Source organism: Mycobacterium tuberculosis complex sp. N0072 (genome assembly GCF_030323725.1).
Classification (GTDB): domain Bacteria; phylum Actinomycetota; class Actinomycetes; order Mycobacteriales; family Mycobacteriaceae; genus Mycobacterium; species Mycobacterium tuberculosis.
The window spans coordinates 4,034,581-4,052,554 of the sequence record NZ_CP040689.1; the positions used below are offsets into that span (position 1 = coordinate 4,034,581).

Sequence of the window (17,974 nt, forward strand, 5' to 3'; positions counted from 1 at the left end):
CGGTCAAGACGCGGCGGCTAAAACCTCGTCAAGGATGGTCTCGGCTTTGGCGTCATCGGTGCTCTCAGCCAACGCCAACTCGCCGACCAGAATCTGCCGGGCCTTGGCCAGCATGCGCTTCTCACCGGCCGACAAGCCACGCTCCTGGTCGCGACGCCACAAATCGCGCACTACCTCGGCCACCTTGTTCACATCGCCGGATGCGAGTTTCTCGAGGTTCGCCTTGTAACGACGTGACCAGTTCGTCGGCTCCTCGGTGTGCGGGGCACGCAACACCTGGAAAACCTTGTCCAGGCCTTCCTGCCCGACGACATCGCGAACACCGACGTATTCGGCGTTTTCAGCGGGAACTCGTACTGTCAGGTCGCCCTGCGCAACTTTCAAGACGAGATACTCTTTTTGTTCCCCTTTGATGGTCCGGGTTTCGATCGCCTCGACTAACGCAGCACCGTGGTGTGGATAGACAACGGTGTCTCCGACCTTGAAAATCATCTGATTTGAGCCCCTTTCGTTACTCCATGCTAACACGGGGCCCTAACGGGCGCCGAACAACGGTGCAGGTCAGGGGCATAGCGCGGGAAGATTGGGGGTTGACAGACGGGCCTAGAAGTGCATCGCCGAATCTGGGACGCCCCTGAGAACGGGGTGCCCGGGCTACCGCGCCGGTCCGGTCGACGCCGCGGTCCCCACCGCTACCGTCGGCGGCACCTAACTACTACTGTGCATAGTCGAGCCGCAGGCACCATGCCGCGCCAAGGCCGAGCAGGAGGCATCCGAGTGAACCGCTGCAACATCCGCCTGCGTCTTGCCGGGATGACCACCTGGGTGGCGAGCATCGCCCTGCTGGCCGCCGCACTGAGCGGTTGCGGGGCCGGTCAGATCTCCCAGACAGCGAACCAGAAGCCGGCCGTCAACGGCAATCGGCTCACCATCAACAACGTGTTGCTGCGCGACATCCGCATCCAGGCCGTCCAAACCAGCGATTTCATCCAGCCAGGCAAAGCGGTGGATCTGGTGCTGGTAGCCGTCAACCAATCACCCGACGTTTCGGACCGGCTGGTGGGCATCACCAGTGATATCGGCTCGGTGACGGTGGCCGGCGACGCTCGACTGCCCGCATCCGGGATGCTTTTTGTCGGGACGCCGGACGGCCAGATCGTGGCGCCGGGGCCCTTGCCATCCAATCAAGCGGCCAAGGCGACCGTTAACTTGACCAAGCCGATCGCAAACGGCCTCACCTACAACTTCACCTTCAAGTTCGAGAAGGCCGGTCAGGGCAGCGTAATGGTGCCGATCTCGGCCGGATTGGCTACGCCGCACGAATAGGCGCCGCATCGTCGCCAGACGAGCGACTCGCTCGGGTTGTCACACCCCCCCGATACGGTCACGGCGTGGCCAACGCTCGTTCGCAGTACCGCTGTTCGGAATGCCGCCATGTCAGCGCGAAGTGGGTGGGACGCTGCCTGGAGTGCGGCCGCTGGGGCACCGTAGACGAGGTGGCGGTGCTCAGTGCCGTCGGTGGCACCAGGCGCCGTTCGGTGGCGCCGGCGTCGGGCGCCGTTCCGATCAGTGCCGTCGACGCGCATCGGACCCGACCCTGCCCAACCGGCATCGACGAACTGGACCGGGTGCTAGGTGGCGGTATCGTTCCCGGTTCGGTGACACTGCTGGCCGGCGATCCCGGAGTGGGTAAGTCGACGCTGTTGCTCGAGGTCGCGCACCGCTGGGCCCAGTCCGGACGGCGCGCCCTCTATGTCTCTGGTGAGGAATCCGCCGGTCAGATCCGGCTGCGTGCCGACCGGATCGGCTGCGGCACGGAGGTCGAGGAGATCTACCTCGCCGCACAATCCGACGTGCACACCGTGCTCGACCAGATCGAGACGGTGCAGCCGGCACTGGTCATCGTCGACTCGGTGCAGACCATGTCCACCAGCGAGGCCGACGGCGTCACCGGCGGGGTCACGCAGGTCCGTGCGGTTACGGCTGCCCTGACCGCTGCCGCCAAGGCCAACGAGGTCGCATTGATTCTCGTCGGCCACGTCACGAAGGACGGGGCCATAGCCGGACCGCGTTCGCTAGAGCACCTCGTCGACGTTGTGCTGCATTTTGAAGGGGACCGCAACGGTGCGCTGCGGATGGTCCGCGGGGTCAAGAACCGATTCGGCGCCGCCGATGAAGTCGGATGTTTCCTCCTGCACGACAACGGAATTGACGGTATCGTCGACCCGTCGAACCTGTTCCTGGACCAGCGGCCGACACCCGTCGCCGGTACCGCGATCACCGTGACGCTGGACGGAAAACGGCCGCTCGTCGGGGAAGTCCAGGCATTGCTGGCCACACCGTGCGGCGGCTCGCCGAGGCGGGCCGTCAGCGGGATCCACCAGGCCCGCGCTGCGATGATCGCTGCTGTGCTGGAAAAGCACGCACGGCTGGCGATCGCCGTTAACGACATCTACCTGTCCACCGTGGGCGGCATGCGGTTGACCGAGCCGTCGGCGGATCTGGCGGTCGCCATCGCGCTCGCCTCGGCCTATGCAAATCTGCCGCTGCCCACCACTGCCGTCATGATCGGCGAGGTAGGTCTGGCCGGCGACATCCGGCGGGTCAACGGGATGGCGCGGCGCCTTAGCGAAGCCGCCCGCCAAGGGTTCACCATCGCCTTGGTCCCGCCCAGTGACGATCCGGTGCCGCCCGGTATGCACGCGCTGCGCGCATCCACCATCGTCGCGGCGCTGCAGTACATGGTCGACATTGCCGACCACCGCGGCACCACCCTCGCAACCCCGCCCTCACATTCCGGGACTGGACACGTCCCACTAGGGCGCGGTACATAGCAGAATGCACGCTGTGACTCGTCCGACCCTGCGTGAGGCTGTCGCCCGCCTAGCCCCGGGCACTGGGCTGCGGGACGGCCTGGAGCGTATCCTGCGCGGCCGCACTGGTGCCCTGATCGTGCTGGGCCATGACGAGAATGTCGAGGCCATCTGCGATGGTGGCTTCTCCCTCGATGTCCGCTATGCAGCAACCCGGCTACGCGAGCTGTGCAAGATGGACGGCGCCGTGGTGCTGTCCACCGACGGCAGCCGCATCGTGCGGGCCAACGTGCAACTGGTACCGGATCCGTCGATCCCCACCGACGAATCGGGGACCCGGCACCGCTCGGCCGAGCGGGCCGCGATCCAGACCGGTTACCCGGTGATCTCAGTGAGCCACTCGATGAACATCGTGACCGTCTACGTCCGCGGGGAACGTCACGTATTGACCGACTCGGCAACCATCCTGTCGCGGGCCAACCAGGCCATCGCAACCCTGGAGCGGTACAAAACCAGGCTCGACGAGGTCAGCCGGCAACTGTCCAGGGCAGAAATCGAGGACTTCGTCACGCTGCGCGATGTGATGACGGTGGTGCAACGCCTCGAGCTGGTCCGGCGAATCGGGCTGGTGATCGACTACGACGTGGTCGAACTCGGCACTGATGGTCGTCAGCTGCGGCTGCAGCTCGACGAGTTGCTCGGCGGCAACGACACCGCCCGGGAATTGATCGTGCGCGATTACCACGCCAACCCGGAACCACCGTCCACGGGGCAAATCAATGCCACCCTGGACGAACTGGACGCCCTGTCGGACGGCGACCTCCTCGATTTCACCGCGCTGGCAAAGGTTTTCGGATATCCGACGACCACGGAAGCGCAGGATTCGGCGCTGAGCCCGCGTGGCTACCGCGCGATGGCCGGTATCCCCCGGCTCCAGTTCGCCCATGCCGACCTGCTGGTCCGGGCGTTCGGAACGTTGCAGGGTCTGCTGGCGGCCAGCGCCGGCGATCTGCAATCAGTGGACGGCATCGGCGCCATGTGGGCCCGTCATGTGCGCGAGGGGTTGTCACAGCTGGCGGAATCGACCATCAGCGATCAATAATTATCCGCCTTGCGCGGGAGACTCCGGCGGAGGCGCCTGCGCTGGACCCGGAGCGGGTACCGGCCCGGGCGGCGGCGGCGGCTGATTCAGGATGAACGGAACCGGCAGCGAGCGCAGATTGCCCAGTTGTACCACGAGATTGTAGGTGCCCGGCCCGATCGCCGGCCGCGGCAATGGGCAGCGCGGCGCCGATCCCATCCCGGTCCAGGTCACCGCGGTCGTTACCTGCTCACCGGGGGAAAACGTCTTGACCAGCGTCTCATTCGAGGGCGCGCAGTCCAGGTTGGACCACAACCGCTTGTTGTCCAGCGAGTAAACGTAGGCGGCCAACACCGCGGCCCCAACGTCGCGTTTACAGGACACCAGGCCGATGTTGGTGACCACCATGGTGAACTTCGGCTGGTCGCCGACGTAGTACTGCGGCGCGTTGGTCAAACCTTTGACGGCCAGCGTCGAATCGGGGCAATCGTCCCCTTCCTTGAGCACCGGCGGCGGCTGCACCGCGGCGGTGGGCGTGGGTGTCTCGGGGTTTTGGCCCTGCGGCGGGGCCGCGGCGGCGTTACCTTCGGTTTGCCCGGCCGGCTGGGGTGCTTGGGGTGCCGGCGAGCCCGGATGGCTCTGGGCGGAGGCCGGCTTGTCGGCGCTGACCGGTTTGGCACCGGCGCTGCTGTCGACGAAGGCGATGACGATGGCCACCGCGATCCCGACTACGACGACCGCGATGCCCAGGGCCAGCCCCCTGCGCCGCCAGTAGATCTCGGTAGGTAGCGGGCCACGCGGTTCCAGATCCAGCACGATTACACCGTAGGGCCAGGTCACGCAAACGCGCTTGACCCGCCTCGGCGTGTCGCCGGCTTCGCTGGCCGACGCCGTGTTAACGGTGGCCTGTTATCGGGCGGTAACTCAGACCTCCTCGCCGATGTTGCCGATGTGGTCGCGCAGTACAGCCCGCCCATCGTCGAGTTGATAGGTGACGCCCACGATCGCCAGGCTGCCCCCTGCGATTCGTTCTGAGATGGCCGATGAACGCGCCATGAGGATCGCCACCGTCTCGTGTACATGTCGTTGCTCGAACTCGTCGACACGACTCAGACCGTCACGGCGGCCGAGCAGGACCGACGGCGCAACCCTTTCCACGACGTCTCGCACGTAGCCGCCTGGCAGGGTGCCGTCGTTGATCGCGGCCAAAGCGGCGTTCACGGCGCCGCAGCTGTCGTGGCCGAGGACGACGATGAGCGGCACATTGAGCACGGTCACCGCGTACTCTATGGAGCCCAGCACGGCCGAGTCGATGACATGCCCGGCGGTGCGGACCACGAACATGTCGCCCAGGCCTTGGTCGAAGATGATCTCAGCGGCCACTCGGCTGTCCGCGCAGCCGAAGATCACCGCCGTGGGCTTCTGCCCGGCGGCCAAGCCGGCTCGGTGGTCGACGCTCTGACTGGGATGCTGGGGCCGGCCGGCGACGAATCGCTCGTTACCCTCTTTGAGTGCTTTCCACGCGGCTACCGGATTGGTGTTGGGCATGCCTCACATACTGCCGGAACCGTCGGTGACCGGCCCGCGACACATATCAGATACCAATCTTCTCGCTTGGTATCAGCGATCGCACCGGGATCTGCCCTGGCGAGAGCCCGGTGTCAGCCCGTGGCAGATCCTGGTCAGCGAGTTCATGCTGCAGCAGACGCCGGCCGCCCGGGTGCTGGCGATCTGGCCGGACTGGGTGCGGCGGTGGCCCACGCCGTCGGCCACCGCCACGGCCAGCACCGCCGATGTGTTACGCGCCTGGGGCAAGCTGGGCTATCCCAGGCGAGCCAAGCGCTTACACGAGTGCGCCACCGTCATCGCCCGCGACCACAATGACGTGGTGCCCGACGATATCGAGATCCTGGTCACCCTGCCGGGCGTCGGGAGCTACACCGCGCGCGCGGTGGCGTGTTTCGCTTACCGCCAGCGGGTGCCGGTGGTGGACACCAATGTGCGGCGCGTGGTGGCCCGCGCCGTTCACGGCCGCGCCGACGCCGGTGCGCCATCGGTGCCGCGCGACCACGCCGACGTCTTGGCGCTGTTGCCGCACCGCGAGACGGCGCCTGAATTTTCGGTCGCGCTGATGGAGTTGGGTGCGACGGTGTGCACCGCCCGCACACCCCGGTGCGGGTTATGCCCGCTGGACTGGTGCGCATGGCGGCATGCCGGTTATCCGCCGTCGGACGGTCCGCCGCGCCGGGGGCAGGCCTACACCGGAACCGACCGCCAAGTCCGCGGACGGTTACTGGATGTGTTGCGCGCCGCGGAGTTTCCCGTCACCCGGGCCGAGTTGGACGTGGCGTGGCTGACCGATACCGCACAGCGTGACCGGGCGCTGGAGTCGCTGCTGGCCGATGCGCTGGTGACCCGGACGGTCGATGGCCGGTTCGCGTTGCCCGGCGAAGGGTTTTAGCCGGGTAGGCCGTCCGCACCGGCGGCGCCGAAACCGCCGGGATCACCGGGGTTGCCCGCGACGACTGTCCCAGCTCCCGCGGCGCCACCCGCGCCGCCAGCGCCGCCGGCACCTCCCTGGCCCCCGGTACCGCCCGCACCGTGGACACCTGGCTGGCTGAACATTCCGGCACCTCCGCCGGCACCTCCGGCACCGCCCTTGCCGCCGTTGCCGCCGGCGCCGCCGGCACCACCGTTGCCGCCGTCACCGCCGACCAGGCCAGAGCCGCCCTTGCCTCCGGCGCCGCCCGAGGCACCCGTGCCGCCGATGCCGCCGGCACCGCCGGCGCCCCCGTTACCGCCGTCGCCGAACAGCAGCCCGCCCTGACCGCCCGCACCCCCGACACCGCCGACACCCCCGGTGCCGGCGGTGTTGGCGCCAGCCCCGCCGGGGCCGCCGTCGCCTCCGCTACCAAAAAAGGTCAGCGTGCCGGTGGCGCCGCCGCCAATGCCACCATTGCCGCCCGCAGCCCCGGTGCCGCCCCGGCCCCCGGCGCCACCGTTGCCGCCGATCCCGTTGCCACCGTTTAGCGCTAGGCCGTTGCCCCCGTTGCCCCCGTCGCCGCCCCGGGCGCCGGCGCCACCGTCACCGCCATTGCCCCCGTTTCCCCCGTAGGCCCAGCCAGTACCGGTATTGACACCGATGCCGCCGGGTGCGCCGTTGCCGCCGGGCGCGCCGGGACCGCCGTCGCCGCCATTGCCTCCGTTGCCCCCCGTCACAGGGCCTTCACTCGTATCGCTGCCGCTGCCGCCTAAACCGCCAGCGCCGCCAGCCCGCCCTGGTACGGCACCCGGGTTGCCGGGCAGCCCTGCGCCACCGCTACCGGCGCCGTTGTTGGCGCCGGGGCTTCCGTTTGCCGCCTGGCTGGTCTGGTTCGGCGGCGGGTTCATCCCGTTGGTTCCGGGGGCACCCACCCCGCCGACGCCGCCGTCGCCGCCGGCGCCGATCAGCCCCGCGTTGCCGCCGGCACCCCCATTGCCGGGCAACCCGCCGATGACCGCGGCCCCGCCCGCCCCGCCCACACCGCCATTGCCGAACGCGCCGGCGGCGCCGCCGGCTCCTCCGTTGCCACTGACGGTCGTTCCCACCCCGCCGAACCCGCCGGCACCGCCGTTGCCGACCAGCCAGCCCGCCCCACCGGCTCCGCCCACACCGCCGGCGCCGGCGGCGTTGCTCCCGCCGGCCCCGCCATTGCCGCCGTGCCCGAACAGCCCGGCGGCGCCGCCGCTACCACCGGGCCCGCCCACACCGGCCACACCCGACCCGCCGTTGCCGCCATTACCCCACAGCAGCCCGCCGGGCCCGCCCGGCTGCCCGGTTCCCGGCGCCCCGTCGGCACCGTTGCCGATCAACGGGCGCCCCAGTAGCGTCTGCGCGGGCCCGTTGATCAAGCCGAGCACCTGCTGCTCCACGGCTTGCAGCGGCGACGCGTTGGCGGCCTCGGCGCTGGCATAGGAGTTCACTCCCGCGTTTAACGCCTGCACGAACTGGGCATGAAACCCCGCCGCCTGGGCGCTGAGCCTCTGGTACTCCTGGGCGTGCGCGCCGAACAGCGCCGCCATCGCCGCCGACACCTCGTCCGCGGCGGCCGCTAGCACACCCGTGGTCGGGGCGGCCGCGGCGGCGTTGGCGGCATTGAGCGCCGAACCGATACCGGCCACCTCTGAAGCCACCGACATCAGCGCTTCCGGCGCCACGATCACAAACGACATCTGACACCCCTTTCCGCGGCGCGGCCTGACGGCCCGATCGTAGCGCGATCACGGGCCGACAAAACCCGTTATGGCCAGGCTTTTCGCCACATTGCCCGCGCCGCGTGGGCTCACGGGGTAAGCCCCGCCAGGAACGACTCCACCGCCCGCCGGTAAACCTGTGGAGCCTCGTCATGAACCAGATGACCGGCGTCGGGAACACGCAAATACGCTGTCGGATAATCTCTTTCAGCCATCGCGCGCATCTGGCCCGGGGGAGTTACCCCATCGCCGGCCTCGATGAGCAGCGCCGGCGACCGTACGGCCCGCCACTGCGCCCAGTAGTCACGGGTGCCCCATTCGGCGGCGATCTCGATCCATCGTGCGGTGCGCCCGTGTAGCCGCCACCCGGTGGCCGTGCGGTCGAATGCGTCCAGGAAGTACCGGCCGGCGACGGGCCCGAACTCGGCGAATACCTGTTCGGCAGAGTCGAATTCGACCGGAAGGGCGCGCAGCCACGGCTCCCATGGGCCGGTGGTCCTACCACGGAAGTCCGGCGCCATGTCCTCGACCACCAGCGCCGAAACCAGTTCCGGGCGCTCGGCAGCCAGACACCACGAATGCAAGGCTCCCATCGAATGTCCGACCATCCTGGTCGGCGCGCCCAGCGCCGAAACCGCGTCGCCCAGATCGGCCACGAAGCGTTCGGTGCTGATCGGGTGTGGATCGGCGACGTCACGCCCGCGGTGCCAGGGCGCGTCGTAGGTGTACACGGCGCCTAACAGCGTCAGCCACGGAAGCTGACGGGCCCAGGTGGAACCCCTACCCATCAAGCCGTGCACCAGGACCAACGGCTCGCCCCGTCCGCCGCGATGGGTTAACAGATTCGCTGGCATGCGGGGCACGGTAGCCTAGCGGCATGCCAGTGGTGAAGATCAACGCAATCGAGGTGCCCGCCGGCGCTGGCCCCGAGCTGGAGAAGCGGTTCGCTCACCGCGCGCACGCGGTCGAGAACTCCCCGGGTTTCCTCGGCTTTCAGCTGTTACGTCCGGTCAAGGGTGAAGAACGCTACTTCGTGGTGACACACTGGGAGTCCGATGAAGCATTCCAGGCGTGGGCAAACGGGCCCGCCATCGCAGCCCATGCCGGACACCGGGCCAACCCCGTGGCGACCGGTGCTTCGCTGCTGGAATTCGAGGTCGTGCTTGACGTCGGTGGGACCGGCAAGACTGCATAACCGGCGCGCGGGGCGCCGGATGCTGGCGTTAAGCGCCGCGGCGGCATTGATTGTGGCGCTGGCGTCGGGTTGCTCCTCAGCTCCGACGCCGTCCGCGAACGCGGCAAATCACGGGCACCGGATCGACACCAGAACTCCGCCTGGTCTGCGGGCGCAACAGACCATGGACATGCTCAACTCGGACTGGCCGATCGGCGAGATCGGCGTTGGCACTCTCGCCGCGCCCGGGCAGGTCGACACGGTCAAGACCACCATGGAAGCGCTCTGGTGGGATCGCCCGTTCGCGCTGGCCGGCGTCGATATCGGCGCCAGTGTGGCCGCGTTGCACCTCATCTCCTCTTACGGCGCGCAACAAGACATCCGCATTCATACCGACGACGACGGCTGGGTTGACCGATTCGACGTCGAAACGCAGGCGCCGTCGATCGCTTCGTGGCGCGACGTCGACGCGGTGCTGAGCAAGACCGGCGCCCGCTACTCATTTCAGGTGGCAAAGGTCGACAACGGTCGCTGCGACCCGGTGGCGGGCACCAACACCGGCGAATCCCTGCCGCTGGCATCGATCTTCAAGTTGTACGTGTTACATGCGCTGGCCGGTGCGGTCCAGCACAACACGGTGTCCTGGGATGATCTGCTGACGGTCACCGCCAAAAGCAAAGCCGTGGGCTCTTCCGGCCTGGAACTGCCTGTGGGGGCACGTGTTTCGGTTCGCACAGCCGCCGAGAAGATGATCGCCACCAGTGACAACATGGCCACCGACTTGCTGATCGAAAGGCTGGGCACCCGCGCCATCGAGGAAGCGCTGGCCAGCGCCGGCCATCACGATCCGGCCAGCATGACCCCCTTCCCCACGATGTACGAGCTGTTCTCCGTCGGCTGGGGCAAGCCAGATCTGCGTGACCAGTGGAAGCATGCGACCCAACAGGTCCGTGCCCAGATACTGCGGCAAACCAATTCCACGCCCTACCAACCCGACCCAACGCGCGCTCACACTCCGGCGTCAAACTACGGTGCGGAATGGTACGGCAGCGCCGAAGATATCTGCCGTGTGCACGCGGCACTGCGAGCCGACGCGGTCGGCCCGGCCTCGCCCGTCCGACAGATCATGTCCGCCGTCCCGGGTATCCAGCTGGACCGCAGCGTGTGGCCCTATATCGGCGCGAAAGCAGGTGGCCTGCCAGGCGATCTGACGTTCAGCTGGTACGCCGTCGACAAGACCGGCCAACCATGGGTGGTGAGCTTTCAGCTGAACTGGCCCCGCGATCACGGACCGACGGTGACCGGCTGGATGCTGCAGGTCGCCAGGCAAGTCTTTGCGTTGATAGCGCCACAATAGATCGCTACAGCCCAGGCATCCGGAGGTATCCGCGGCTCGCTTCCGTAACGACCGGCCGGTCGTGCTCGACGTGAACAACGAGACACTTCCCGCGCCGGTGCGTTCGACGGCCGATTCGCTCCGGCTCACCGATAGGAGGCGCCACCGTGGGATGGATCGGCGATCCGATTTGGCTCGAGGAGGTGCTACGGCCGGCACTCGGCGAGCGCCTGCGGGTGCTCGACGGCTGGCGGGAACGCGGACACGGCGACTTTCGCGATATCCGCGGTGTGATGTGGCACCACACCGGCAACTCACGTGAGACCGCCAAAAGCATTGCCCGCGGCCGGCCCGACTTACCCGGCCCGCTGGCCAATCTGCACATCGCGCACAGCGGGGTCGTAACGATCGTCGCGGTAGGCGTGTGCTGGCACGCCGGCCGCGGCAGCTACCCGTGGCTGCCAACCGACAACGCCAACTGGCACATGATTGGCGTCGAGTGCGCGTGGCCGACCATCCGGCGTGACGGCTCCTACGACGCCGGTGAGCGCTGGCCTGACGCGCAGATCGTGAGCATGCGAGACGTCGCCGCGGCGCTCACGCTCAAGCTCGGCTACGGGCCCGAACGCAATATTGGGCACAAAGAGTATGCCGGGGCGGCTCAAGGCAAATGGGACCCGGGAAACCTGTCGATGGACTGGTTTCGCGCCGAGGTGGCAAAGGACACGCGGGGCGAGTTCGACCACCCCCTCACCCCGCCGCCGGCGGTGATTGCCCGCCCACCGATTCTGCCCAAGCCGCGCAACCCGCGTGACGATCGCATCCTGCTCGAGGAGGTGTGGGACCAGCTACGCGGCATCGAGGGCCGCGGCTGGCCGGTACTCGGCGACAAGACGATCGTCGACTACCTAGCCGAGCTCGGCAATAAGGTCGACGCCCTGGCCGCAAAACTCGACGCGCGCGAGGGCCTCGACCGGCCCAGTGACACTCGGTAGCTGCTCCAGCAGGCGGCGGGGTGCTGACGGACCCGCTGCAACGATGTCAACCGGGCTGGCCCGGCTGGCCGGGCTGGCCGGGTGCACCTTCAGGGCCGAACTGGCCGAGGTTGCCGTCGCCGCCACGGCCCGCAGGCCCAACGCCCGGGGAGCCGGCCACACCGGGCTCACCACCGCCCCCGCCATTACCCCCGCTACCGGCGGCACCGCCCAGCCCGGAGCTACCGGAGACGCCGAACAGGCCGCCCGCGCCGCCCGCGCCGCCCGCGCCGCCGTCTCCGCCGGCGCCGCCGTCACCGCCGATCCCGCCGTTACCCCCGTCACCAGCGTCACCCCCAACGCCTGGTTGCCCGGCGCCGCCCATTCCGCCCTGACCGCCGGTGCCGCCCCGGGCGCCGATGCCGCCTTCGCCCCCTGTGCCCCCGATGCCACCTGCGCCGCCGTCGCCGACCAGGAGCCCACCCCGACCGCCAGAGCCGCCGGCCCCGCCGGTCCCCCCGGTGCCGCCGGGCGCGCCGGGGCCACCGTTTCCGCCGGTCCCGCCGGTCCCGCCAACGGACAGGCCAGTACCGCCAGTGCCACCGGTGCCACCGGTTTGCCCGAACTCGGTGCCTGGCTGGCCGGGGCCGCCCGGTTCACCGTTGTTACCCATGCTGCCCTGGCCCGCCGGGACGGTCAGGGGGTTGACCCCGGCGGCACCCGCCGCGCCGGCCGCGCCGAGCCCCCCGGCCCCACCGTTGCCGAATAGCCACGCGTTGCCGCCGGCACCACCGGCGCCGCCGTTGCCGCCGGGGATAGTCGCCGCCCCGCCGTTGCCGCCCGCGCCGCCGTTGCCGTACAGCAGCCCGCCTTGTCCGCCGGACCCGCCGGCCGCACCGGCTCCGCCGGCACCACCGGATCCGCCGTTGCCGATCAACCCGGCCGCCCCGCCGCTGCCGCCGGCAATCCCCGCGTTCACCCCGGCCGCGCCATTACCGCCATTGCCATACAGCAGCCCGCCCGCCCCGCCGTTTTGCCCGGGCGCCGTCCCGTCGGCACCATCACCGATCAACGGACGTCCCAACAGTGCCTGGGTGGGCGCATTGATCGCGTTCAGCAAACTCTGCTGAACGTTGGCGGCCTCGGCGTTGGCATACGCCCCCGCACCCGCACTCAAGGTCTGCACGAACTGGGCATGAAACGTCGCCGCCTGCGCGCTGATCGTCTGATACGCCTGGGCGTGCGCGCCGAAGAGCGCCGCAATCGCCGCCGATACGTCATCTGCGCCCGCGGCCAGCACGCCGGTGGTCGGGATGCTGGCAGCCGCGTTAGCCGCGCTGATCGTCGAACCGAGATTGGCCAAATCCGTGGCCGCCGCCGACAGGAACTCCGGAACGGCAATCACAAACGACATTGGCCACCTCCGAACAGCTTCCGGACAAACCGACGTCAGCAGAGTCTATTGTCACAGCGGATCGGCGGTCGCGGTTTTCGCCTAATACGGCCGATGGACCTAGACCGCTACCGCGCGGCCGGCTCCGGGCCGCCCGCGCTGTGCGCTCCAGCCTTGGCCAGATCCGGCTCGGCCGGCGGCTTGCGGGTACCGGTGAAGGTGAACACCGCGTCCTCGCCGGGACCTTCACCGTCCCAGTTGTCCACGTCGACGGTGACCACCTGACCCGGCCCGACCTCCTCGAAGAGGATCTTCTCCGAGAGCTGATCTTCGATCTCACGCTGGATGGTGCGCCGCAACGGGCGGGCCCCCAACACCGGGTCGAAGCCACGCTTGGCCAGCAGCGCCTTGGCCGCATCGGTCAGCACCAGCGCCATGTCCTTGCTCTTGAGCTGGCCGGCGACCCGGCTGATCATCAGGTCGACCATCCGGATGATCTCCTCGCGGGTCAGCTGGTGGAAGACGATGATGTCGTCGATGCGGTTGAGGAACTCCGGGCGGAAGTGTTTCTTCAGCTCGTCGTTGACCTTCTGTTTCATCCGCTCGTAGTCGTTCTCACCGCCGCCCTTGGAAAAGCCCAGACCGACCGGCTTAGAGATGTCGGAGGTGCCCAGATTGGACGTAAAGATCAGCACGGTGTTCTTGAAGTCCACCGTGCGGCCCTGCCCGTCGGTGAGCCGGCCATCCTCGAGCACCTGCAGCAGGCTGTTGTAGATCTCCTGATGCGCCTTCTCGATCTCGTCGAACAGCACCACCGAGAACGGCTTGCGCCGCACCTTCTCGGTGAGTTGGCCGCCCTCCTCGTAGCCGACGTATCCGGGCGGCGCGCCGAATAGCCGCGACGCGGTGAACCGGTCGTGGAATTCACCCATGTCAATCTGAATAAGCGCGTCGTCGTCACCGAACAAGAAGTTGGCCAGCGCCTTGGACAGTTCGGTCTTACCGACACCGGACGGGCCGGCGAAGATGAACGAGCCCGACGGGCGCTTGGGGTCTTTCAGCCCGGCCCGGGTACGCCGGATGGCCTTGGAAACGGCCTTGACGGCGTCCTCTTGCCCGATGATCCGCTTGTGCAGCTCTTCTTCCATCCGCAACAGCCGGGTGGTCTCGGCCTCGGTGAGCTTGAACACCGGGATACCGGTCCAGTTGCCCAGCACCTCGGCGATCTGCTCGTCGTCGACCTCCGCGACCACGTCAAGATCGCCTGAACGCCACTGCTTTTCGCGCTCAGCACGCTGTGCGACCAGTGTCTTCTCCCGGTCGCGCAGGCTGGCGGCCTTCTCGAAGTCCTGGGCGTCGATAGCCGATTCCTTCTCCCGACGAGCCTCGGCGATCTTCTCATCGAACTCGCGTAGGTCTGGCGGTGCGGTCATGCGACGAATCCGCATCCGAGCACCCGCCTCGTCGATCAGGTCGATCGCCTTGTCGGGCAGGAACCGGTCGTTGATGTAGCGGTCGGCCAGGGTCGCGGCGGCCACCATCGCCGCATCGGTGATCGACACCCGGTGGTGCGCCTCGTACCGGTCCCGCAGGCCCTTGAGGATCTCGATGGTGTGCTCCACCGTCGGCTCACCCACCTGCACCGGCTGGAAGCGGCGCTCCAGCGCGGCGTCCTTCTCGATGTACTTGCGGTATTCGTCGAGCGTGGTGGCGCCGATCGTTTGCAGTTCACCGCGAGCGAGCTTCGGTTTCAGGATCGAGGCGGCGTCGATCGCGCCCTCGGCGGCTCCAGCACCGACCAAGGTGTGCAGCTCGTCGATAAACAGGATGATGTCACCGCGGGTGTTGATCTCCTTGAGCACCTTCTTGAGGCGTTCCTCGAAGTCACCGCGGTAGCGGCTACCCGCCACCAGCGATCCCAGATCCAGCGTGTAGAGCTGCTTGTCCTTGAGCGTCTCGGGCACCTCGCCGTGCACGATGGCCTGCGCCAGTCCTTCGACGACCGCGGTCTTGCCGACGCCGGGCTCGCCGATCAGCACCGGGTTGTTCTTGGTGCGCCGAGAGAGCACCTGCATGACCCGCTCGATTTCCTTCTCGCGGCCGATGACCGGGTCCAGTTTGCCTTCCATCGCCGCCGCCGTGAGGTTGCGGCCGAACTGGTCGAGCACCAAGGACGTAGACGGAGAGCCGGACTCTCCCCCGCGGCCGCCGGTGCCGGCTTCGGCGGCCTCCTTGCCTTGGTAACCGGAGAGCAGCTGGATCACCTGCTGGCGCACCCGGGTCAGCTCGGCGCCCAGCTTGACCAGCACCTGGGCGGCCACGCCTTCACCCTCTCGGATGAGGCCCAGCAAAATGTGTTCGGTCCCGATGTAGTTGTGGCCAAGCTGCAGCGCTTCACGCAAGCTCAGCTCGAGGACCTTTTTGGCGCGGGGGGTAAACGGAATGTGCCCAGACGGCGCCTGCTGGCCCTGGCCGATGATCTCCTCGGCCTGACTGCGCACACCTTCCAGCGAGATCCCCAACGACTCCAGTGACTTGGCGGCAACGCCTTCCCCTTCATGGATCAGGCCTAAAAGAATGTGCTCGGTGCCGATGTAGTTGTGGTTGAGCATCCTGGCCTCTTCCTGAGCCAGGACGACGACCCTGCGGGCACGGTCGGTAAATCGTTCGAACATCGGTGGCTACCTGCTCTCCCTCACCATCGGATACAGCGGTCGACACCGCGTACCTGCCGTCCACTGTAATGGTCGGCCTGCCAGGGTTCCTAACCTTGCGGTGCCTGGTCGGTTCCGGGGCGCAGCGCCCCAAGTCGCCGTTGAACAGAACCGCATAGGAGATAAACGAGAAAACCACCCAAGCGTTTCCGGCGCCGAGCGGCCATCGGTTCGCCGCCAGCGAACGCGGCAAAGTACCGGCGCCCAGGCTTTCGCCTGGGCGCCGGTAGCCAAATGTCAGGTCGCCGCGTGGTATGCGTCGATGACGTCGGCCGGGATCCGGCCTCGCGTCGACACATTGTGCCCGTTACGACGAGCCCATTCGCGGATCGCCGCGCTCTGCTCGCGGTCGATCGCGCCACGTCCACGGCCGGATCCGGAACGGCCGCGCCGGCGCCCACCGACGCGACGGCCCGCCGCCACCCATTGCTTCAGGTCGCCACGCAGTTTCGTGGCATTCTTAGTGGAAAGGTCGATCTCATAGGTCACCCCGTCAAGCCCGAATTCGACCGTTTCGTCGGCGGCGCCCGAACCGTCGAAATCGTCGACCAAGGTGACGGTTACTTTCTTCGCCATTGGCTTACCCTCGCGTTTCTTCCTGTGCAGTACGGATAGACTCCCCGGTCACCAATCTGCCATAAGAACGCAGAATACTCAATCCAGACACAACACCCACAGTTCAGTTGGAGTGTGGTCGAACAATCGGGAACAAAACTGTCTCCCTAATTGACAACCCAGTCAAAGACATCAACAACCGATCGATACCCATTCCGGTTCCGGTGCACGGTGGCATGCCGTACTCCAGAGCGGCCAGAAAATCCTCGTCAAGCACCATCGCTTCGTCATCGCCAGCGGCCGCGGCACGGGCCTGGTCGGCGAATCTCTCCCGCTGGACTACCGGGTCGCTTAATTCCGAGTAGCCGGTGGCAAGTTCGATTCCGCGCAGATAGAGGTCCCACTTCTCGGTTACGCCGGGGATACTGCGGTGCTGACGGGTCAAAGGCGTTGTCTGAACCGGAAAATCCTTGACAAATGTGGGTGCGCTCAAGCTCTTGCCCACTGTGCGCTCCCAGAGTTCCTCGATGAGTTTGCCGTGGCCGAAGCCACGGTTGTCATGAATCGCTGGGTCTTTCTCCAGGCCAAGGCTATCGGCGATCCCACGTAAGCGATCGACCGTCGTCTGCGGTGTGATCTCTTCACCGAGCGCCACAGACAGCGACGGGTACATTTGTATAGTCGCCCATTCTCCGTCGATGTCATAGACACTGCCGTCGGGCAACGGCAGTTGTCTGGTTCCGATCGCCTCATCGGCCACCTCTTGAATAAGCTCCCGGGTGACGACTGCCGAATCGTCATAGGTTCCGTAGGTCTGGTAGGTCTCCAGCATGGAGAATTCCGGAGAATGCGTGGAATCGGCTCCTTCGTTTCGGAACACTCGATTAAGTTCGAAGACCTTGTCGAAACCACCCACGATGCAGCGCTTGAGGAACAGTTCCGGCGCGATCCGCAGGTACAGATCGATGTCTAGGGCATTGGAATGAGTGGCGAACGGACGGGCCGCCGCACCACCGGCTAACGTCTGCAAGACGGGCGTCTCGACTTCCAGGAACCCACGACGTTGAAGCGCCGTCCGGATCGCGCGGACGACGGCGATCCGTAGTCGAGCCACCGCGCGCGCTTCCGGTCGAACTATGAGGTCAACATAGCGCTGACGAACCCGCGACTCTTCACTCATCTCTTTGTGCGCGACGGGAAGCGGCCGCAGCGACTTGGCGGCGATCCGCCAGCAATCCGCCAGGACGGACAGCTCGCCGCGGCGCGAACTGATCACCGCGCCATGCACGTAGACGATGTCGCCCAGGTCGACATCGGCTTTCCATGCGTCGAGAGCAGCCTGGCCGACCTTGTCGAGGCTGATCATCACTTGCAGCTGGGTACCATCGCCGTCCTGAAGTGTCGCAAAGCATAGCTTTCCCGAGTTGCGCGCAAAGATCACTCGGCCCGCGACGCCGACGATGTCTTCGGTCGCGGTATCGATCGGCAAGTCAGGGTGGGCGGCGCGAACCTCGGCCAACGTGTGAGTGCGCGGCACCGCGACGGGATAGGGATCGCGCCCCTGGGCCAGCAAGCGAGCGCGCTTGTCCCGGCGAATCCGGAACTGCTCAGGAAGGTCTTCTGCTGTGTCAGCGGCACTCACGACGTGCCAGCTTAAATGACCTCACGCCGACGCTCGTGGGTGGCGTCGAGCCTGTCGGC

General features: G+C 67.3%; 16 protein-coding genes. 7 read left to right on the forward strand and 9 right to left on the reverse strand.

The window, feature by feature from the left end; translation table 11 throughout:
* Window positions 1–3: 3 nt before the first annotated feature.
* A complete protein-coding gene (gene carD / locus FF952_RS18875; protein ID WP_003419482.1) occupies window positions 4–492 on the reverse strand; it encodes an RNA polymerase-binding transcription factor CarD in 489 nt (162 codons plus the stop codon).
* Between the two features lie 285 nt (window positions 493–777).
* Between carD and FF952_RS18880 the strand changes: the two genes are divergently transcribed.
* From FF952_RS18880 to disA, 3 genes are all read left to right on the forward strand, one after another.
* Entirely contained in the window at window positions 778–1,326 is a 549-nt protein-coding gene (locus FF952_RS18880; RefSeq protein ID WP_003900715.1) for a copper chaperone PCu(A)C domain-containing protein, read from the forward strand.
* Between the two features lie 65 nt (window positions 1,327–1,391).
* On the forward strand, window positions 1,392–2,834 hold the full coding sequence (gene radA / locus FF952_RS18885) for a DNA repair protein RadA (protein WP_003419487.1): 1,443 nt from the start codon (window positions 1,392–1,394) through the stop codon (window positions 2,832–2,834).
* 4 nt (window positions 2,835–2,838) lie between these two features.
* Entirely contained in the window at window positions 2,839–3,915 is a 1,077-nt protein-coding gene (gene disA / locus FF952_RS18890) for a DNA integrity scanning diadenylate cyclase DisA (protein ID WP_003419489.1), read from the forward strand.
* Here disA and FF952_RS18895 read toward each other — a convergent pair whose 3' ends face one another.
* Window positions 3,916–4,710, reverse strand: a complete 795-nt coding sequence (locus FF952_RS18895) for a hypothetical protein (protein ID WP_003419490.1) — start codon at window positions 4,708–4,710, stop codon at window positions 3,916–3,918.
* A 108-nt stretch (window positions 4,711–4,818) separates the two neighbouring features.
* Complete coding sequence (gene canB, locus FF952_RS18900; RefSeq protein WP_003419492.1) at window positions 4,819–5,442, reverse strand: beta-carbonic anhydrase CanB; 624 nt, start codon at window positions 5,440–5,442, stop codon at window positions 4,819–4,821.
* Between canB and FF952_RS18905 the strand changes: the two genes are divergently transcribed.
* Entirely contained in the window at window positions 5,441–6,355 is a 915-nt protein-coding gene (locus FF952_RS18905; RefSeq protein WP_003419495.1) for an HhH-GPD family protein, read from the forward strand. The two genes, canB and FF952_RS18905, sit on opposite strands and share 2 nt — an antisense overlap.
* Here the strand turns inward: FF952_RS18905 and FF952_RS18910 are convergent.
* Entirely contained in the window at window positions 6,352–8,106 is a 1,755-nt protein-coding gene (locus FF952_RS18910) for a PE family protein (RefSeq protein ID WP_010886177.1), read from the reverse strand. The genes FF952_RS18905 and FF952_RS18910 overlap by 4 nt on opposite strands.
* A 110-nt stretch (window positions 8,107–8,216) precedes the next feature.
* The gene (locus FF952_RS18915; protein ID WP_003419499.1) at window positions 8,217–8,990 is read right to left on the reverse strand and encodes an alpha/beta fold hydrolase; all 774 of its coding nucleotides are present in this window, start codon (window positions 8,988–8,990) and stop codon (window positions 8,217–8,219) included.
* A gap of 14 nt (window positions 8,991–9,004) precedes the next feature.
* Here FF952_RS18915 and mhuD point away from each other — a divergent pair, with 14 nt between their 5' ends.
* The 3 genes from mhuD to FF952_RS18930 all read left to right on the forward strand — a co-directional run bounded on the left by mhuD (window position 9,005) and on the right by FF952_RS18930 (window position 11,632).
* Window positions 9,005–9,322: a mycobilin-forming heme oxygenase MhuD gene (gene mhuD / locus FF952_RS18920; protein WP_003419501.1), complete on the forward strand. Its 318-nt coding sequence runs from the start codon at window positions 9,005–9,007 to the stop codon at window positions 9,320–9,322.
* Complete coding sequence (locus FF952_RS18925; RefSeq protein WP_003900716.1) at window positions 9,300–10,658, forward strand: serine hydrolase; 1,359 nt, start codon at window positions 9,300–9,302, stop codon at window positions 10,656–10,658. The genes mhuD and FF952_RS18925 overlap by 23 nt, the downstream gene beginning before the upstream one ends.
* Before the next feature lie 146 nt (window positions 10,659–10,804).
* Window positions 10,805–11,632 (forward strand): peptidoglycan recognition protein family protein, encoded by an 828-nt coding sequence (locus FF952_RS18930; RefSeq protein WP_003419504.1) that lies wholly within the window; start codon window positions 10,805–10,807, stop codon window positions 11,630–11,632.
* A gap of 46 nt (window positions 11,633–11,678) precedes the next feature.
* Here FF952_RS18930 and FF952_RS18935 read toward each other — a convergent pair whose 3' ends face one another.
* From FF952_RS18935 to lysS, 4 genes are all read right to left on the reverse strand, one after another.
* Window positions 11,679–13,025 (reverse strand): PE family protein, encoded by a 1,347-nt coding sequence (locus tag FF952_RS18935; RefSeq protein WP_003419510.1) that lies wholly within the window; start codon window positions 13,023–13,025, stop codon window positions 11,679–11,681.
* A 107-nt stretch (window positions 13,026–13,132) separates the two neighbouring features.
* Window positions 13,133–15,679: an ATP-dependent protease ATP-binding subunit ClpC gene (clpC1, locus tag FF952_RS18940; RefSeq protein WP_015631599.1), complete on the reverse strand. Its 2,547-nt coding sequence runs from the start codon at window positions 15,677–15,679 to the stop codon at window positions 13,133–13,135.
* A gap of 276 nt (window positions 15,680–15,955) precedes the next feature.
* A complete protein-coding gene (gene lsr2 / locus FF952_RS18945) occupies window positions 15,956–16,294 on the reverse strand; it encodes a histone-like nucleoid-structuring protein Lsr2 (RefSeq protein ID WP_003419513.1) in 339 nt (112 codons plus the stop codon).
* Window positions 16,295–16,397: 103 nt separating this feature from the next.
* Window positions 16,398–17,915, reverse strand: coding sequence for a lysine--tRNA ligase (gene lysS / locus FF952_RS18950; RefSeq protein WP_003419514.1), 1,518 nt, complete (start codon window positions 17,913–17,915; stop codon window positions 16,398–16,400).
* Window positions 17,916–17,974 lie beyond the last annotated feature (59 nt).